Below are 15,795 nucleotides of genomic sequence, written 5' to 3'. Positions count from 1 at the left end.
AGGGTCCTCGCCGCGGCAGCGTGGAACGGTGCCTCGACCACCCGAGATCCCCGACCTGGCTCGCCGCGGACCGTTCAGCCGAGAACAGGCGCGCTCCGCCGGGGTCAGCGACCGTCGCCTGCAGGGCAGGCACTTCGAGCGACTCCATCCCGGCGTGTGGCGGTGGACGGGGTACGAGATGACGCCGCTCGACTGGCAGACGGCAGCGGCGCTCGCGATGCCGGACGGAGCGGCGCTGAGTCACGTGAGTCGGATCCAGCGGACGGGTCTGGACGTCGGACCTGTTCGACCGGTGCGCTTCACGATCGCCGGCGACCATCACCTCACGGTGACGGGGACCTTTCTGCACCGGACGGCGGTCATGCCACCGCGCGATGACGTGGGAGTGACGCCTGCGGCGGCCTTCGTCCAGTGCTGCGCGTCGATGCGGCTGCTCGACCTCATCGTGATCGGCGACCACCTGCTGCGCGAGGAGCTCGCGACGGTCGGCGAGATCGTGGACGTCTGTCGGCTCCACCCGTGGCGGCCCGGCGCGAGCCAGGCGCCCGCGGTCCTTTCGTGGCTCGACGAACGAGCCTGGTCGCCGAAGGAGTCCGAGCTCCGTGCCTACGTCCACGCGGCGGGCCTGCCGCGGCCCGAGGTGAACGCCGACGTCCTCGCCCTCGACGGGACACGGTTGGGCATCGGCGACCTGTGGTTCCCCCAGTGGCGGCTGGTGGCCGAGTACGAGGGCCGGCAGCACGCCGAGGACCCGCTCCAGTTCCGCAAGGACATCGATCGCTACGCCGGGTTCCGGGACAACGACGTCGCCTACGTCCAGATCACGGCTGCGATGACGGCCAACCCTGCGGGGTCCGTGCAGCGGCTCTTCACCGCGCTCGTTCGCCACGGCTACACCGGACCGCCACCGAAGTTCGCGGAGCGCTGGGGCTCCCTCTTCAGAGCGGTCCCGGGAGGGCGGTGAGCCACCAACCGCATGGGGGACCTATTCGGTTGACGACTCACCGCCACCCGCGCGGAGAGGTTGACGGCTCACCGCCCACGAGGGTCACCAGGAGGCGTGCAGCGGGCGGCCCTCGTCGTAGCCGGCGCTGGACTGCAGGCCCACGGTGGCGCGGTCGGCGAACTCGGCCAGCGTGCGGGCGCCGGCGTAGGTGAACGAGGAGCGGACGCCGGCGGTGATCTGGTCGACCAGGTCCTCCACGCCGGGGCGCTCGGGGTCGAGGTACATGCGCGAGGTGGAGATGCCCTCCTCGAACAGCGCCATGCGAGCGCGCTCGAAGCCGGCGGCGTCGCGGGTGCGGTTGGCCACGGCGCGCGAGGACGCCATGCCGAACGACTCCTTGTACTCGCGGCCGTCGGCGCCGAACTTCAGGTCGCCGGGGCTCTCGTGCGTGCCGGCGAACCACGAGCCGATCATGACGCTGCCGGCACCGGCGGCCAGCGCCAGCGCCACGTCGCGCGGCCAGCGGACGCCGCCGTCGGCCCACACGTGGGCGCCCAGCTCGGCGGCCGCCTCGGAGGCCTCGAGCACGGCCGAGAACTGCGGCCGGCCCACGCCGGTCATCATGCGGGTCGTGCACATCGCGCCGGGGCCCACGCCCACCTTGGCGATGTCCGCGCCGGCGGCGACGAGGTCGCGTACGCCCTCCGCCGACACCACGTTGCCCGCCGAGATCGGCAGGCGGCGACCCGTGGCGGCCTCGTGCGCGTCGCGGACCTCGCGCACGACCGGCAGCGCGTCGAACATCTTGGCCTGGTGACCGTGCGCGGTGTCGACGACGAGGACGTCGACGCCGATCTCGATGAGGGCCTGGGCCTTGCCCTTGACGTCGCCGTTGATGCCGATGGCACCGCCGACGACGAGGTGGCCGTCGGGATCGGTGGCGGGCGTGTAGATCGTGGAGCGCAGCGCGCCCTTGCGGGTGAGCACCCCGGCCAGCGCACCGCCGTCGACGACGGGGGCGAACGGCACGTGCTGCTCCGAGAGCAGGTTGAACATCTCGCGCACGTCGCCACCGGCGGGCAGGACGAACGGATCGGTCAGCATGACCTCACGGACCTGCGCGAAGCGGTCGATCTCGTGCGCCTGGTGCGGCGTGAAGATGCCGACGACCTTCAGCTCGGGACCGTGCAGCGACTCGACGACGACGGCGCCGCCGTGGGCGCGCTTCGGCACGAGGCTGAGCGCCTCGCCGACCGTCATGTTCGGGGTCAGCACGACGGGTGTGTCGTAGACCGGATGCGCGGCCTTCACGCGGGCGACCGTGTCGGCGACGATGTCGAGCGGGATGTCCTGCGGGAGGATCGCGATGCCGCCGCGGCGGGCGACGGTCTCGGCCATCCGGCGACCCGAGACGGCCGTCATGTTGGACACCACCAGCGGCAGGGTGGCACCGGTGCCGTCGCTCGTGGACAGGTCGACGTCGAAGCGCGACGCGACGTCCGAGCGTCCGGGGACCATGAAGACGTCGTTGTACGTCAGGTCGTGGCTGGGCTGCAGATCGTTGAGGAACCTCACCGGTCAAGTCTACGGATCGTCAGTCGACCGTGGTGGGAGTGAATTTCGGGACCCGCAGCGTCACCTTCGTGCCGAGGCCCGGCGCGGTCTCCACGACGAGGCCGTGGTCGTTGCCGTAGACGGTGCGCAGCCGCTCGTCCACGTTGGCCAGGCCCACCGACGGCGAGCTCGTGCGGCCCGCCAGTGCGGCCCGGACGGTCTCGGGGTCGGAGCCCACGCCGTCGTCCTCGATCGAGATGAGGCACTCGGTGCCGGCGTCCTCCGCGATCACCGTGAGCGTGCCGGGGCCGGGCTTGCGCTCCAGTCCGTGGCGCACCGCGTTCTCCACGAGCGGCTGCACGGTGAGGAAGGGGACGGTCAGGCTCAGCACCTCGGGCGCGACGCGGGTGACGACCCGCAGCCGGTCGCCGAAGCGCGCCTTCTCCAGCACGAGGTAGCGCTCGATCGACCGCAGCTCCTCGGCGAGCGTCGTGTAGTCGCCGTGCTGGCGGAAGGAGTAGCGCGTGAAGTCGGCGAACTCGAGCAGCAGCTCGCGGGCGCGCTCGGGGTCGGTGCGGACGAACGACGCGATCGCGCCGAGGGAGTTGTAGATGAAGTGGGGCGAGATCTGCGCCCGCAGGGCCCGCAGCTCGGCCTCCATGAGCGCGGTGCGCGAGGCCGACAGCTCGGCGAGCTCGAGCTGGCTCGAGACCCAGCCGGCGACCTCGGTGGCGGTGCGCGCGAGGCCCGCCGACGCGCTCTCGTCGACCACGACGATGCTGCCGACGACGCGGCCCTCCACCGAGAGCGGCGCGACGATGACGCGGTTGGACGCCTGCGTGCGACCGTGCTCCAGGGCGACCGCGACGAGCTCGGCCGTGTGCTCGGTCTCGTCCGTGCCCGCCCAGCCGAGCGGACCGTGCGTGTCGGTGATGCCCACCGTCGGCGCGCCGATGAGCTGGCGCAGGTGGGGGAGGGCCTGGCGGACGCTCTCGGCGTCGAGACCCGACCGGAGGGCCGGGGCGGCCAGCGCGGCGGTGTGCAGCGTCTCGTACGTGGCGCGGTCCTCGGCCGAGCCGAGACTGCGGCGGCGGCTCAGCAGCACCCAGCGCGTCAGCAGGGCCAGCGCCACCAGCACGGCGACGACCGCCAGCGCGATCGCGGCGTCGAGGGGACCCACGTCAGTCCAGCGAGAGCAGGATCGCGTCCGGCGGATCGGGCTCGCCGGCCAGCGCGGACTTGTCGACGACGGCGCGGACGCAGCGCGTCTCGTGCCGCAGCCGGAGCTTCGCGGCGCCGGAGGCGTACTCGCGCCACAGGTCGTGCACGGCGCCGAGCGCGGACTCGGGCACCGAGGGACGCCGGGTCTGCTCGGCGAAGCGCAGCAGGTGCGGCAGGTCGAGCTCCTCCCACGCGTTGAAGACCTCGACCTCGGGCGGGCCGAACAGGCCGGAGGCCGAGAAGGTGTCGACGGCCGGCTCGGGCGCGTCGCGGTCGCCGGTGATCGTGCGCAACCGGCGCATCCACGGGATCGAGTCGTCGTAGCGACGGCTCATGCTGGACAGCAGTCCGCCGGGCACCAGGACGCGCGCGTACTCGGCCAGCGCGGCCGGCGACTCCTCGAGGAACGGCGTGATGACGACGTCGAAGGTGTTCGAGCGCAGCGGCAGCCGGTCGCCGCCGGAGCGGATGTAGGAGAGGTCGGGGTTGCGGACCTGCTCGACGTCGTCGCCGATGACCGTGACGTCGTGACCCTGCTCGGCCAGCTCGTACGCCAGGCCGCCGTCGCCGAGGTGCAGCACCGTGGCGAGGCGGTCGCCCACCATCCACTTGGCGGCGCGCGCAGCGGGGATGACGTCCACGCTCCGAGGCTACCGCCGGTCAGCCCGTGGCCCCGGAGGTGCGCTGGGTACGCTGCCTGCGTGTCCGATCCGTTCATCGCAGCCGCCTCCCTCGAGGGCGTTCCGTCGGCGTTCCGCGCCGCCCGCGACGGGATGGACGCCGTCCTTCGCGACCGCGGCCTGCGCCGCAGCACGCCCGACGACACGGCGCGCTCGCTGCTGATCGGCGCCTGGGCCACGGCCACGCTCGAGGGCTCCGAGATCGACCTCGACGAGCTGTCCTCGGGCGGCGGCGACGCCACCGCGCGGGCGGCGGTCCGGCTCTCCACCGAGCTGCTCGGCCTGCTGCCCACGTGGCAGCGGTCGCCGGTGCAGGCGATGGCGCGGATGCACGCGCTGGCGGCCGCGGGCTCGGTCCCCGACGACGACCTCGGCCGTCCCGTGAACCCCGCTGGCACTGCCCGGCTGACCCAGCTGGCGAAGCTGCTCGGCGCAAAGACCGAGGCGCCGGCCATGGTCGTGGCGGCGCTCGTGCACGCCGAGATCGCCTCCGCGGGGGCGTTCGTCTCGCACAACGGCGTGGTGGGGCGCGCGGCCGAGCGGCTCGTCCTGCTGGCGCGTGGCGTCGATCCCGCCTCGGTCACCGTGCCCGAGGCCGGCCACGTCGCCGCGGCGCCCGACTACTTCGCTGCACTCGAGGCCTACGGGACCGAGGAGACCGGCGTCCACCGCTGGCTGCTGTACGCCGCCGAGGCGTTCACGCGGGGCGCCGAGGCCTCGCCGCTGTCCTCGCGCTGAGCCGGCCGGTCCCGGCACAGGACGACGGCGTCGGGGCAGGCCCGACGCCGTCGTGGAAGTCCGCACCTTCAGCTACCAAGCGTGCCTTCGTCAATCATCGCCTCGGGTCCGGCGTCGTGAGACGGCGGTTGTCCCGTCTGCGATTGCCCTGTGGGACGGGAGATCGCCGCGTGGGTACCGGGGTGCGGACTGCTCTGGAGTTCTGGCTCCAGCGTGCCTCACGCGGCCTGGAACCACAAGGGTGAAGGGGGTTGTCAGGCGGGTCGCGACGTGCGGCGACGCACGGCCGCGGTGATCCCGAGCGCCAGCAGCGAGGCCGACGCCGCGATGCCGCCGAGAGCCATCGCCTTGCCCGTGGTGGACTCCGGCACGAGCCGCGAGCGCAGCGCCGTGGGTCGCTCGAACGTGAGGATCGGCCAACCCTCCTCGGTGGCCCGACGGCGCAGTCCCTTGTCGGGATTGACCGCGAACGGGTGGCCCACCGCCTCGAGCATCGGGATGTCGGTCTCGGAGTCGGAGTAGCCGAAGCTGCGCTCCAGGTCGTAGCCCTCGAGCTCGGCCAGCTCGCGCATCGCGGTGACCTTGTTCGGGCCGTAGGAGTAGTGCAGGACGCGGCCCGAGTAGCGGCCGTCGATCTCCTCGAGGCGGGTGGCGATGGCGTGCGTCGCGCCGAGCATCTCGGCGATCGGCTCGACCATCTCGGTGCCGGAGGCCGACACGATGATGACGTCGTGGCCCGACTCGCGGTGCTCCTCGATGAGGTCGAGGGCCTCGGAGTAGACGAGCGGCTCGATCACGTCGTGCAGGGCCTCGCGCACGATCTGGCGCACGGTGACGGCGTCCCATCCGGTGACCATGGCGCTGATCTCGTCGCGCATCTTCTCGAGCATGTCGTGGTCGGCGCCGCCGGTGCTGAACACGAGCTGGGCGTAGGCGCTGCGCAGGACCGCGCGGCGGCTGAGCAGACCCTCGGCGAAGAGGGACTTGCTGAAGGCAAGCGTGCTGGACCTCGCGATGATGGTCTTGTCGAGGTCGAAGAAGGCGGCGGGGCGTCCCGCGGGAGTCGCCATGTCCTCCAGCGTAGGCGGTCCGCACCGACAGTCGGGGACATTCGTCCACACGCCTACGTCACACCCGTCGCGCCGTCCACAGGCTCGGCGCGACCCCTGTCGGTGCGTCTCGCACCTCGCGAGGGTGGTGGCATGGACCCACGCCCGCTCTCCTCAGTACCCCTGGTGGTCACCCGCGACGCGTCCTTCGCCGAGAGCGCCCGGCGCTGGTGCGCGGCCGCCGGGCACGAGCCCGAGACCATCGCCGACGTCGACCGGGTGCGCCGCGCCTGGCGCTCGGCGTCGTCCGTGCTGGTCGACTCCCGCAGTCTCGACGCGCTGCTGGCCGTCGACCTTCCGCGGCGCGACGAGGTGGTCGTGGTGGCGCCCGACCCGCGCGAGGCCTGGCGCTCGGCACTCGACCTCGGGGCGCGTGACGTGCTGTCGGCCGACGAGGACGCCGCGATCGTCGGGGCGCTCGTGCGGGCCCTCGACGGCTCGGGCGAGGCGTGCGCGATCACCATCGTCGGTGCGTGCGGAGGTGTCGGAGCCTCCACGCTGGCGGCCGCCGCGGCGGGCCTGGCCGCCCGGCGCGACCTCGCGCCCGTCCTCGTCGACGGCGATCCGCTGGGCGGGGGACTCGATCTCGTCACGGGCGCCGAGGCCGTGGACGGCTCGCGCTGGAACGACCTCGACGGCGCCGTCGGTCACGTCGGCGCCGCCGAGCTGGTGGAGAGCCTGCCGGTGCACCGCGGGATCGCGCTGGTGTCCTTCGGGCGGTCCGGACGTCCGGTGCACGGCAGCGCACCCGTGATCGGCGCGGCGATGCGCGGCTTCGACGTGGTCGTGGCCGACGTGCCGCGCCACCTGGACGACCTCGGGCGCGAGCTGGTCTCCCGCTCGGTCCTCACGGTGGTCGTCGTGCCGCGGCGGCTGCGCGGGGTGGTCGCGGCGAGGGCCCTCGTCGAACGGCTGGGCTCGTGGTCCGGCTCGATCGCACTCGTCACGCGGTCGACGCCGTCGGGGATGCCCACGGCGGCTGTGGGGCGCGAGCTCGGGCTGCCGGTCCTGGCCGATGTCGGCTCCTCGCGACGCTTGGCGGCCGACCTCGAGCACGGCCTCGGCCCCTTGCGCGCACGGTCCGTGGTCGGCGCGGCGCGACGGGTGCTCGACACGGTCGGCCTGCGGTGACGGCCGTCCGTGCCGAGGTCGTCGAGCGGGTCCGACGACGATTGGCCGCGTCCGGTTCCGAGCCCACGCCGCACTCGGTCGCCGAGGCGCTGCGAGCCGAGGAGCAGCTGTGGGGCACCACCACGGTGCTCGCCATCGTCGAGCAGCTGCGCAGCGAGGTGCTGGGGGCCGGCGTCCTCCAGCCACTGCTCGACCTGCCGGGCGTCACCGACGTCCTGGTCAACGGCGCCGAGGGGGTCTACGTCGACGACGGCGACGGCCTCGTGCCCCGGCCCGAGGTCGGCTTCGCCGACGAGGCCACCGTGCGACGGCTGGCCCAGCGCCTCGCGGCCACCGCGGGACGCCGGCTCGACGATGCATCACCGTGGGTCGACGGCCGTCTCGCCGACGGCACCCGGCTCCACGCCGTGCTCTCGCCGGTCGCCCGCACGGGCACCGCGATCTCCCTGCGCGTGCCGCCGCGACGGGCGATGACCCTGGCCGAGCTGGAGGCGGGAGGGTCCGTCGCACCGGCGATGGGCGCTGCGCTCCGGGACCTCGTCGCGGCCCGTCGCAGCTTCCTCGTCACCGGTGGCACCGGCTCGGGCAAGACCACCGTCCTCGCCGCGCTGCTGCATCTCGTCCCGGAGCCCGAGCGGATCGTCGTGGTCGAGGACTCCGACGAGCTGCGGCCTCGGCACCCGCACGTCGTCGGTCTCGTCGCCCGCCCGCCCAACGTGGAGGGTGCCGGAGCGGTGGGACTGCGCGACCTCGTGCGCCAGGCGCTGCGCATGCGTCCCGACCGGATCGTGGTGGGCGAGGTGCGTGGGGCCGAGGTGGTCGACCTGCTGGCCGCCCTCAACACCGGTCACGAGGGTGGCTGCGGCACCGTGCACGCCAACGCGCCGGACGACGTCCCCGCGCGAATGGAGGCACTCGGCATCGCCGCCGGCCTCACCCGCGACGCGGTCCACGCCCAGGTCGCGGCGGGCCTCGACGCCGTCGTGCACGTCGTGCGCCACGCCGACGGCGTGCGCGAGGTCGCGGCGCTCGCCGATGTCGCGGCCGATGCGTCCGGCCGGCTCGTCGTGCGGCCTCGGCTGACGGTCCGTCGCGGCCGGGTCGTCGAGCCGTGAGGGAGGCGGCGGCCCTGCTGGGCGTGGCCGCCGTGCTGGTCTGGCGACCGCCCTGGAGCTGGATCCGCGTGCGGGTCCACCCCGTCACCTGGCCGCGGCCGGGGCGCCGCGAGCTCGTCCCGGCCGCCGTGCTCGCGTCCGGTGCGTCCCTGACGGTGCTGCCGGCCGCGCCGACGATCCTCGCCTGGACCGCGGCGGGGGTCGCGGTCGCCGCCGCCGTGCGCTGGCAGCGCGCCCGCGAGCGTCGGCGTCGGCTCGTGGTCCGCGACGAGTGCCAGGTGGTCATCGACGGACTCGTCGGCGAGCTCCGCAGCGGGGTGCCGCCGACCACCGCGCTCCAGCGGCTGGAGCTGGAGGCGCCCGTCCTTCGCGCCGCCGCGACCGCCGCGGCCACCGGCGGCGACGTGGCGACCGCGCTGCTCGAGCTGGGTCGCCGTCCGGGTGCCGAGGCCCTGAGGGGCGTGGGTCAGGCCTGGGCGGTCTCGCAGTCGTGCGGCGTGGCGCTCGTCGACACCCTCGAGCGTGTCCGCGAGGCCGCACGGGAGGACCGCGAGCTCGAGCGCGAGCTGGCCGCGGGCGTCGCCCCGGCCCGGGCCACCGCGCTGCTGGTGATCGCGATGCCGCCCCTCGGACTCGGCTTGGGGACGGGCCTCGGGGTGGATCCGCTGGACGTCGTCCTCACCACCGTTCCCGGGGCCGCGTGCGTCGCCCTCGGCGTCGCCTTCGCGGTCGCGGGCGTGCTGTGGATCGAAGGGATCGCCGACCGACTCGAGGCGGGCGGATGATCGCGGGTCTGCTCGCTGCGGCAGCCGTCCTCGTGGCTCGCCCGGGGTACGCTCGGCGACGCCTCCGGAGGCTGAGGCGGACGACGACGCCCCGGCGCCTGGATCGGGCACTGCTCGTCGCGGCGTGCGCGCCGGTGGGCGGCTGGCTGCTGTTCGGCGCCATCGGCCTCGTGGTGGGCGCGGCGGCCGCACCGTTCGTCCACCGCCAGGCCGGCCGCTGGGAGTCGTCGCGCGACGTCAGACGGCGGGTCCAGCTGGTGCGGGGCGCGCCGCTCGCGCTCGACCTCGTCGCTGCGGTCCTCGAGGCAGGCCGCTCGCCGCACGAGGCGGTCCTGGCGGTCGCGGCACACGCGCCCGACCCGATCGGCCCCGAGCTCCAGGCTGTCGCCCTCCGCGTGCGCCTCGCCGCCGATCCGGCGACGGCGTGGAGGTCACTCGACGGCGACGTCCTCGAGCCGGTCGGCCGCGCGTTTGCGCGGGCCGAGACCTCCGGCGCCGCGATCGTCCCGCTGATCCGCGACACCGCCGATGACCTGCGCCGGGCCGACCGCGCACAGCGGCGCGAGATGGTCGGTCGCGTCGGGGTCCGCACCACCGTGCCGATGGGACTGTGCCTGCTCCCGGCCTTCGTGCTGGTGGGCGTCGCTCCCACGGTGATCGCGGTCGTGGGATCGGTCCGGATGTGACTCGTCCCCAGCCCGGCGCGCCGCGACGGGAGATCTCCACAGGCTTCCGCGAGGACCGCAGATCAGGGCGCCGGATCGCCATCTTCGGGTGTCACATCATCCGTTGGAAGGACACCCATGAAGTTGATCGCCACCCTGCGCCGCGTCGCCGACCGTGCCGACGAGCTCGGCATGAGCACCTCCGAGTACGCCGTGGGCACGCTCGGTGCCTGCACCATCGGCGGCGTGCTGGTGAAGATCGGCCAGTCCGACTGGTTCGGCGGCCTCGTCCGGGACGTGCTCGGCCGGATCCCCGACCTGCTGCCGTTCTGATCGCCCGCCGCGGCACCCGGGCAGCCGGGTGCCGCGGCCCCACCCGAGGAGTCACGCCATGAAGAAGCTGAGTCGAGCCGAGCAGGGCCAGGTCACCGCCGAGTACGCCGTCGGTGGTGTCGCCGCCGTCACGGTCGCCGGGGCGATCCTCGGCGGTCCGGGCTCCGTGATGGGCCGGTGGGTCCTCGATCTCGTCACCGACCTCGTCGCCCGGGCGTTCACGACCACGCTGCCCGATCTGTTCCGGTGGCCGTGGTGAGGCGAGGTGAGCGGGGGATGGTCACCGCCGAGACCGTGGTCGTCCTGCCGTTCGTCGTGCTGGTCGCGTGCGTGCTGGTCTGGGTGGTGTCGCTCGGCGTCGCCCAGATGCGCGTCGCCGACGCGTCGCGCGAGGCAGCCCGACTGCTGGCGCGGGGTCAGTCGACCGCAGAGGCGCGCGCGGCGGTCCGTGAGGCCGTGCCGGGCGCGCGCATGCGGGTGAGCCGCGAGGGCGACCGGGCCGGGGTCACCGTCCGCTACCGGGCGCGGCTGCCGCTCGTGCCGCGGGTCCACCTCGACCTGTCCAGCCGCTCGGTGGCGGTCGTCGAATGAGGAGCGCGGAGCGGGGATCGGCCACGGTGCAGGCCGCGGCGGTCGTCGCGCTGCTGAGCCTCGTCGCCTTCGTCTGCCTGCAGATCGCGCTGGCGGTGGCGCTGCGCGAGCGGGCGGCGGCGGCCGCCGACCTCGCGGCGCTCGCGGCCTCGCGCGCCAGCGTGGAGGGGGCGAACCCCTGTGGGGTGGCGCGCCGGGTGGCAGGCGACAACGGTGCGCGCCTGCGGGACTGCCGGATGGACGCCGATGTCGCCACGGTCACGGCGCGCGCGGTGGGCCCGCGCTGGTCGATCGGCCGATGGGCCGCCGACCAGCGGGCCCGGGCCGCCCCCGCCTGGTACCTCGAGTGAGGCGGCGGGGGCGGACGGGTTCAGCTCTTCGCGGACTTGTCGATGATCGCGTCGTCGCCGTCGACGACGGGACCGGTGGGATCGTCGGACGGGGCCTCCTCCACCACGAGTGCGAAGTCCTCGCCGTGGCGGTCGACACCGGCCAGCACCGCGCCCTCGACCAGGCTCTGGCCGAGGTCCTCGCGGACGATGATCGGGTCGGTGCTCAGGTCGCGGTAGAGCGACACGCACAGGACGACCATCACGCCCAGGAACGGCAGCGCAGCGACGATCGTCAGGGCCTGCAGCCCTTCGAGTGCGACGGGGTCGTCGGGATCGGCGATGAGCAGCATGATCGCCGCCACGGCTCCGGTCAACCCGCCCCAGAAGATCACCAGCCAGGTCTTCGGCTCGATCGAGCCACGCTGGGACAGGGTGCCCATGACGAGGGAGGCCGCGTCGGCGCCGGAGACGAAGAAGATGCCGACGAGAAGCATCACCACCACGGTCGTGACCGCGGGGATCGGGTACTGCTGCAGGAGGTCGAACAGCGCGTAGTTCGAGTCGACGGTGGTCTCGCCGCCCGAGATCGCCTCGGCCTCGCTGATGCCGGAGCCGCCGAAGATCGCGAACCAGACCAGGCTGACCATGCTCGGGACCAGCAGCACTCCGGTGACGAACTGACGGATCGTGCGGCCACGGCTGATGCGCGCGATGAACATGCCGACGAACGGCGTCCACGACACCCACCACGCCCAGTAGAAGATCGTCCAGGCGCCGAGCCAGTCGGCGACGGAGCCGCCTCGGGCATCGGTGCGTCCCGCCATCTGCGGGAGGTACTCCACGTAGTCCGCGATCGCCGTGGGCAGGAGGTTCAGCATCAGCAGGGTCGGGCCCGCGATGAAGACGAAGGCGGCCAGCACGAGCGCGAGCACCATGTTGATGTTCGAGAGCCACTGGATGCCGCGCGCGACGCCGGACACCGCCGACAGGATGAACAGGATCGTGAGGGTCACGATGATGAGGACGAGCAGGAGCTCGCCGACCGATTCGACCCAGCCGTTGTGCTCCAGGCCGGCGCCGATCTGCAGGGCGCCCAGGCCGAGCGACGCGGCCGAGCCGAACAGGGTGGCGAAGATGGCCATGATGTCGATGGCCTTGCCGATCGGTCCCTCCACCCGTCGACGTCCGAGGATCCTGGTGAAGACGGCCGAGATCAGCTGCGGCCGTCCCAGACGGAAGGTGCCGTAGCCGATCGCCAGGCCCACCACGGCGTAGATGGCCCACGGGTGCAAGGTCCAGTGGAACAGCGTCTGCGCCATCGCGGCCTGGACGGCCTCGTCGGTGGCCGCGTCGGCGGTGTTGGGCGGCGGTGCGAGGTAGAACGTCAGCGGCTCGGCGACGCCCCAGAACATCAGGCCGATGCCCATGCCCGCGCTGAACATCATCGCGATCCAGGAGGCGGTGCGGAACTCGGGCTTCTCGCCGTCACGCCCGAGCGGGATCTTGCCGTAGCGGCTCGCGGCCACCCAGATCGCGAAGACGACGAAGCCGGTGGTGGCCAGGACGAACAGCCAGCCGGTGTACTCGATCACCCACGACTGGGCCTCCGAGGCACGTGCGCCGAGGGAGGCCTGGTCGAGGATTCCCCAGAGGATGACCATGAGGGCCAGAGCGGCTGCGACCCCGAAGACGACCTTGTCGAGTCTCCCTTCTGGGCGTGGTTCCAGCTCGGGCTCGAATGCGTCGGCGGGTCGGTCGGTGCCGATGGCCATCGGAGAAATCACCTCGGGTCTCTGGTGTGTCTGTGGTTGCAAACCTTTCAACTCTCGCACCGTCGTCCCGGAATGGCCAATCGAACGGAGCCCGGAAACCCGGGGGAAACGGCTCGATCAGGCGGGTGCGGACGCCAGCACGGCGTCCAGCAGCAGCACCGCTCCGGCCTTGTCGAGCGGGTGGTTCCCGTTGCCGCACTTGGGCGAGACCACGCAGGACGGGCACCCGTCGCGGCACGAGCACTCGGCGATCGTGTGGCGCGTCATCCGCAGCCACGTGGCCATCTGCTCGTACCCGCGCTCGGCGAACCCGGCACCGCCGGCGTGGCCGTCGTGGACGAACACCGTGAGCTTCCCGGTGTCGGGATGCAGAGCGGTCGAGAGGCCGCCGATGTCCCACCGGTCGCACGTCGCCAGCAGCGGCAGGATGCCGATCGCGGCGTGCTCGGCGGCGTGCGCGGCACCGGGCAGCGCCTCGGGGTCCATCAGGCCGGTGGCGACGTCGGTGTCGAGGGTCCACCACACGGCCGCGGTGGGCAGCGTGCGCTCGGGCAGGTCGAGTGGCTCCTCGCCGATCACGCGGCCCGTGCTGCGGTCGCGGATCTGGTAGCCGATGACCTGGCTGGCCACCTCGACGTCGCCGAAGGCGACCGTGGCGGGGCCCCACGTCACTCGGCGGCGCTCCTCGACGACGGTGACGGCCGTGGCCGAGCGTGCGCTGGTGGTGTGGTGCACGTCGGCACGGCGCACCACCGCCGCGCCGTGGTCGGGGTCGTAGGACTCGACGAGGTGGTCCTCGCCGCGATGGACGTAGATCGCGCCCTCGTGGACCTCGGCGTCGGCGGATCCGGCGTCCACCGTGCCGACGAGACGCCCCGTGGTGCCCTCGACGATCTGCACGGGGTGGCCGCCGGCGGAGCGGATGTCGGCGAGGTCGGCCGCGCGCTCGCGGCTGGTCCAGAACCAGCCGGCCGCGCGGCGGCGGAGCATCCCCGCGGCCTCCAGCGCGGCGACGCCCTCGGTCGCGCGGGGGCCGAACGGGCCGAAGTCGGCCTCGGTGAGCGGCAGCTCCTGGGCCGCGGCCGCGAGGTGCGGGCCCAGCACGTAGGGGTTCTCCGGGTCGAACACGGTGGCCTCGACCGGCGCGCCGAGCACCGCCTCGGGATGGTGCACGAGGTACGAGTCGAGCGGGTCGTCGCGCGCGATCATCACGCCCACGCTGTCGACCCCGGCTCGCCCCGCGCGACCCCACTGCTGCCACAGGGCGGCCCGGGTGCCGGGGAACCCCACCGTGACCACGGCGTCGAGGCCCGCGATGTCGATGCCCAGCTCGAGCGCGTTCGTGCTGGCCAGACCGAGCAGGTCGCCGGAGCGCAGTCGCGCCTCCAGCTCGCGCCGCTCCTCGGGCAGGTAGCCGCCGCGGTAGGTGGCGACGCGCCCGGCCAGCTCCGGATCGACCTCGGCCAGCGCCCGCGACGTGCCCATCGCCAGCTGCTCGGCGCCGCGTCGCGAGCGGACGAAGACGAGGGTGCGGGTGCCGCCCACGACGAAGTCTGTGAGCAGGTCCGAGGCCTCGGAGCCGGCCGAGCGGCGCACCTCCACGCCGTCGCGCGCGGCCTGCAGCGGTGGCTGCCAGAACGCCACGGTGCGCGCCGCGTGGGGCGAGGCGTCCTCGGTGACCGCCGTGACCGGCGCCCCGATCAGCCGCTGGGCCGACGCGGCCGGCTCGGCCACCGTGGCCGACGACAGCACGAAGAGCGGATCGGCCCCGTAGTGCGCGCAGATCCGCCGCAGCCGTCGCAGGATCAGCGCCACGTGGGCGCCGAAGACGCCGCGGTAGTGGTGGCACTCGTCGATCACGACCACCCGCAGACCGGCCAGCAGGCGCGCCCACCGGTCGTGCTGCGGAAGGATCGTGCGGTGCAGGATGTCGGGATTCGCCAGCACCCAGTTCGCGTGGTCGCGCGCCCACGCCCGCTCCTCGCGGCTGTTGTCGCCGTCGACCGTGGCCGGGCGCAGGCCGGGCACGCCGGTGGGCAGCCGCCGCAGCTGGTCGGCGGCCAGGGCCTTGGTGGGCGCGAGGTAGAGCACCGACGGCCGCCGGGCGCCGGAGAGGCCGGACCCGCCGCGTCCCTCGCGTAGCGCCTGCAGCGCGGCCGCCTGGTAGACGAGCGACTTGCCCGAGGCGGTGCCGGTGGCCACCACGACGTGCCGTCGGTCGTGCAGCGCCGCGAGCGCCTCGGCCTGGTGCCCCCACAGCACGTCGGCGCCCTCGGCCGCGAACAGCTCGCGGACCTCGGGGTCGATCCACTCGGGCCACGGCTCCACCACGGGCTCGATGGCGGGGTGGTGCTGCACGTGCACGAGTCGCTCCGCGTGGCGCGCGAGAACGGGGTGCAGGGGCATGGGGGAAGTCTCCCCCACGGCCCTCACGGGGCCGTGCGTGCGTTCAGGTGGGAAGACGTGCCGCCGGATGATTGAATTCGGACATGGACCTCACGCTCACCGAACGGGAGTCACCCCCGTTCCACGTGGTCGAGGTCGCGGGGGAGATCGATGTCTACACCGCGCCACGCCTACGTGAAGTCGTCGTCGGCGCGATCGACGACGGACACACCCGCCTGGTGATCGACATCGAGAACGTCGCCTTCCTCGACTCGACGGGCCTCGGCGTGCTCGTCGGGGCGCTGAAGCGCGTGCGGGCCGACAACGGCTCCCTCGACATCATCTGCACGAGCGAGCGGCTCCTGCGCATCTTCGCGATCACCGGTCTCGACAAGGTCTTCGGCCTGCACACCTCGATCGACGAGCTGGTCTCCTGAC

Annotated in this window: 17 protein-coding genes; 11 read left to right on the top strand and 6 right to left on the bottom strand. The window is 73.5% G+C overall.

The window, feature by feature from the left end:
• The first annotated feature begins 28 nt into the window (after nucleotides 1-28).
• Nucleotides 29-964: a hypothetical protein gene (locus O3S82_RS15915; protein WP_269304129.1), complete on the top strand. Its 936-nt coding sequence runs from the start codon at nucleotides 29-31 to the stop codon at nucleotides 962-964.
• 84 nt (nucleotides 965-1,048) lie between these two features.
• On the opposite strand, the gene O3S82_RS15910 is transcribed toward O3S82_RS15915, so the two are convergent.
• Genes O3S82_RS15910 through O3S82_RS15900 form a run of 3 tightly spaced genes read right to left on the bottom strand, consistent with a single transcriptional unit; the run spans nucleotide 1,049 to nucleotide 4,362 of the window.
• On the bottom strand, nucleotides 1,049-2,521 hold the full coding sequence (locus tag O3S82_RS15910; RefSeq protein ID WP_179427676.1) for a GuaB1 family IMP dehydrogenase-related protein: 1,473 nt from the start codon (nucleotides 2,519-2,521) through the stop codon (nucleotides 1,049-1,051).
• A 19-nt stretch (nucleotides 2,522-2,540) separates the two neighbouring features.
• Nucleotides 2,541-3,680: a sensor histidine kinase gene (locus O3S82_RS15905; RefSeq protein WP_331283461.1), complete on the bottom strand. Its 1,140-nt coding sequence runs from the start codon at nucleotides 3,678-3,680 to the stop codon at nucleotides 2,541-2,543.
• A gap of 1 nt (nucleotide 3,681) precedes the next feature.
• A complete protein-coding gene (locus O3S82_RS15900) occupies nucleotides 3,682-4,362 on the bottom strand; it encodes a class I SAM-dependent methyltransferase (RefSeq protein WP_179427678.1) in 681 nt (226 codons plus the stop codon).
• Nucleotides 4,363-4,422: 60 nt separating this feature from the next.
• On the opposite strand from O3S82_RS15900, the gene O3S82_RS15895 reads away from it, so the two are divergent.
• Nucleotides 4,423-5,139 carry an oxidoreductase gene (locus O3S82_RS15895; RefSeq protein WP_269304125.1) on the top strand — a complete coding sequence of 239 codons (717 nt, stop codon included), beginning with the start codon at nucleotides 4,423-4,425 and terminating at the stop codon, nucleotides 5,137-5,139.
• A 254-nt stretch (nucleotides 5,140-5,393) separates the two neighbouring features.
• On the opposite strand, the gene O3S82_RS15890 is transcribed toward O3S82_RS15895, so the two are convergent.
• Nucleotides 5,394-6,209: an HAD family hydrolase gene (locus O3S82_RS15890; RefSeq protein WP_179427682.1), complete on the bottom strand. Its 816-nt coding sequence runs from the start codon at nucleotides 6,207-6,209 to the stop codon at nucleotides 5,394-5,396.
• 132 nt (nucleotides 6,210-6,341) lie between these two features.
• On the opposite strand from O3S82_RS15890, the gene ssd reads away from it, so the two are divergent.
• The 8 genes from ssd to O3S82_RS15850 all read left to right on the top strand — a co-directional run bounded on the left by ssd (nucleotide 6,342) and on the right by O3S82_RS15850 (nucleotide 11,218).
• Nucleotides 6,342-7,379 carry a septum site-determining protein Ssd gene (ssd, locus tag O3S82_RS15885; protein ID WP_269304123.1) on the top strand — a complete coding sequence of 346 codons (1,038 nt, stop codon included), beginning with the start codon at nucleotides 6,342-6,344 and terminating at the stop codon, nucleotides 7,377-7,379.
• Nucleotides 7,376-8,494: a TadA family conjugal transfer-associated ATPase gene (locus tag O3S82_RS15880; RefSeq protein WP_269304120.1), complete on the top strand. Its 1,119-nt coding sequence runs from the start codon at nucleotides 7,376-7,378 to the stop codon at nucleotides 8,492-8,494. Before ssd ends, O3S82_RS15880 begins: the two co-directional genes overlap by 4 nt.
• The gene (locus tag O3S82_RS15875) at nucleotides 8,491-9,279 is read left to right on the top strand and encodes a type II secretion system F family protein (protein WP_269304118.1); all 789 of its coding nucleotides are present in this window, start codon (nucleotides 8,491-8,493) and stop codon (nucleotides 9,277-9,279) included. The genes O3S82_RS15880 and O3S82_RS15875 overlap by 4 nt, the downstream gene beginning before the upstream one ends.
• Before the next feature lie 134 nt (nucleotides 9,280-9,413).
• Complete coding sequence (locus O3S82_RS15870; RefSeq protein ID WP_179427690.1) at nucleotides 9,414-9,965, top strand: type II secretion system F family protein; 552 nt, start codon at nucleotides 9,414-9,416, stop codon at nucleotides 9,963-9,965.
• A 117-nt stretch (nucleotides 9,966-10,082) separates the two neighbouring features.
• A complete protein-coding gene (locus tag O3S82_RS15865) occupies nucleotides 10,083-10,277 on the top strand; it encodes a DUF4244 domain-containing protein (RefSeq protein WP_179427692.1) in 195 nt (64 codons plus the stop codon).
• 58 nt (nucleotides 10,278-10,335) lie between these two features.
• A complete protein-coding gene (locus O3S82_RS15860; protein WP_269304115.1) occupies nucleotides 10,336-10,536 on the top strand; it encodes a DUF4244 domain-containing protein in 201 nt (66 codons plus the stop codon).
• A 17-nt stretch (nucleotides 10,537-10,553) separates the two neighbouring features.
• A complete protein-coding gene (locus O3S82_RS15855; protein WP_269304114.1) occupies nucleotides 10,554-10,868 on the top strand; it encodes a TadE family type IV pilus minor pilin in 315 nt (104 codons plus the stop codon).
• Nucleotides 10,865-11,218: an Rv3654c family TadE-like protein gene (locus tag O3S82_RS15850; RefSeq protein WP_269304112.1), complete on the top strand. Its 354-nt coding sequence runs from the start codon at nucleotides 10,865-10,867 to the stop codon at nucleotides 11,216-11,218. Before O3S82_RS15855 ends, O3S82_RS15850 begins: the two co-directional genes overlap by 4 nt.
• Before the next feature lie 20 nt (nucleotides 11,219-11,238).
• Here O3S82_RS15850 and O3S82_RS15845 read toward each other — a convergent pair whose 3' ends face one another.
• Nucleotides 11,239-12,972, bottom strand: coding sequence for a BCCT family transporter (locus tag O3S82_RS15845; RefSeq protein ID WP_179427700.1), 1,734 nt, complete (start codon nucleotides 12,970-12,972; stop codon nucleotides 11,239-11,241).
• Nucleotides 12,973-13,089: 117 nt separating this feature from the next.
• Nucleotides 13,090-15,378 (bottom strand): DEAD/DEAH box helicase, encoded by a 2,289-nt coding sequence (locus tag O3S82_RS15840; RefSeq protein WP_269304109.1) that lies wholly within the window; start codon nucleotides 15,376-15,378, stop codon nucleotides 13,090-13,092.
• A gap of 83 nt (nucleotides 15,379-15,461) precedes the next feature.
• On the opposite strand from O3S82_RS15840, the gene O3S82_RS15835 reads away from it, so the two are divergent.
• Nucleotides 15,462-15,794 carry an STAS domain-containing protein gene (locus O3S82_RS15835; RefSeq protein WP_078699459.1) on the top strand — a complete coding sequence of 111 codons (333 nt, stop codon included), beginning with the start codon at nucleotides 15,462-15,464 and terminating at the stop codon, nucleotides 15,792-15,794.
• The last annotated feature ends 1 nt before the right edge of the window (nucleotide 15,795 follow it).

Source organism: Aeromicrobium sp. HA (assembly GCF_027171405.1).
In the GTDB taxonomy this organism is placed as follows: Bacteria; Actinomycetota; Actinomycetes; order Propionibacteriales; family Nocardioidaceae; genus Aeromicrobium; species Aeromicrobium tamlense.
The sequence above is the reverse complement of the archived record's forward strand: the minus strand, read 5'-3'. Positions and strand labels throughout refer to the sequence as shown.

Coding starts and splice junctions, on each gene's coding strand:
- O3S82_RS15890 (WP_179427682.1), bottom strand. CDS start 6,209: ATGGCGACTCCCGCGGGACGCCCCGCCGCCTTCTTCGACCTCGACAAG.
- ssd (WP_269304123.1), top strand. CDS start 6,342: ATGGACCCACGCCCGCTCTCCTCAGTACCCCTGGTGGTCACCCGCGAC.
- O3S82_RS15865 (WP_179427692.1), top strand. CDS start 10,083: ATGAAGTTGATCGCCACCCTGCGCCGCGTCGCCGACCGTGCCGACGAG.
- O3S82_RS15860 (WP_269304115.1), top strand. CDS start 10,336: ATGAAGAAGCTGAGTCGAGCCGAGCAGGGCCAGGTCACCGCCGAGTAC.
- O3S82_RS15855 (WP_269304114.1), top strand. CDS start 10,554: ATGGTCACCGCCGAGACCGTGGTCGTCCTGCCGTTCGTCGTGCTGGTC.
- O3S82_RS15850 (WP_269304112.1), top strand. CDS start 10,865: ATGAGGAGCGCGGAGCGGGGATCGGCCACGGTGCAGGCCGCGGCGGTC.
- O3S82_RS15845 (WP_179427700.1), bottom strand. CDS start 12,972: ATGGCCATCGGCACCGACCGACCCGCCGACGCATTCGAGCCCGAGCTG.
- O3S82_RS15840 (WP_269304109.1), bottom strand. CDS start 15,378: ATGCCCCTGCACCCCGTTCTCGCGCGCCACGCGGAGCGACTCGTGCAC.
- O3S82_RS15835 (WP_078699459.1), top strand. CDS start 15,462: ATGGACCTCACGCTCACCGAACGGGAGTCACCCCCGTTCCACGTGGTC.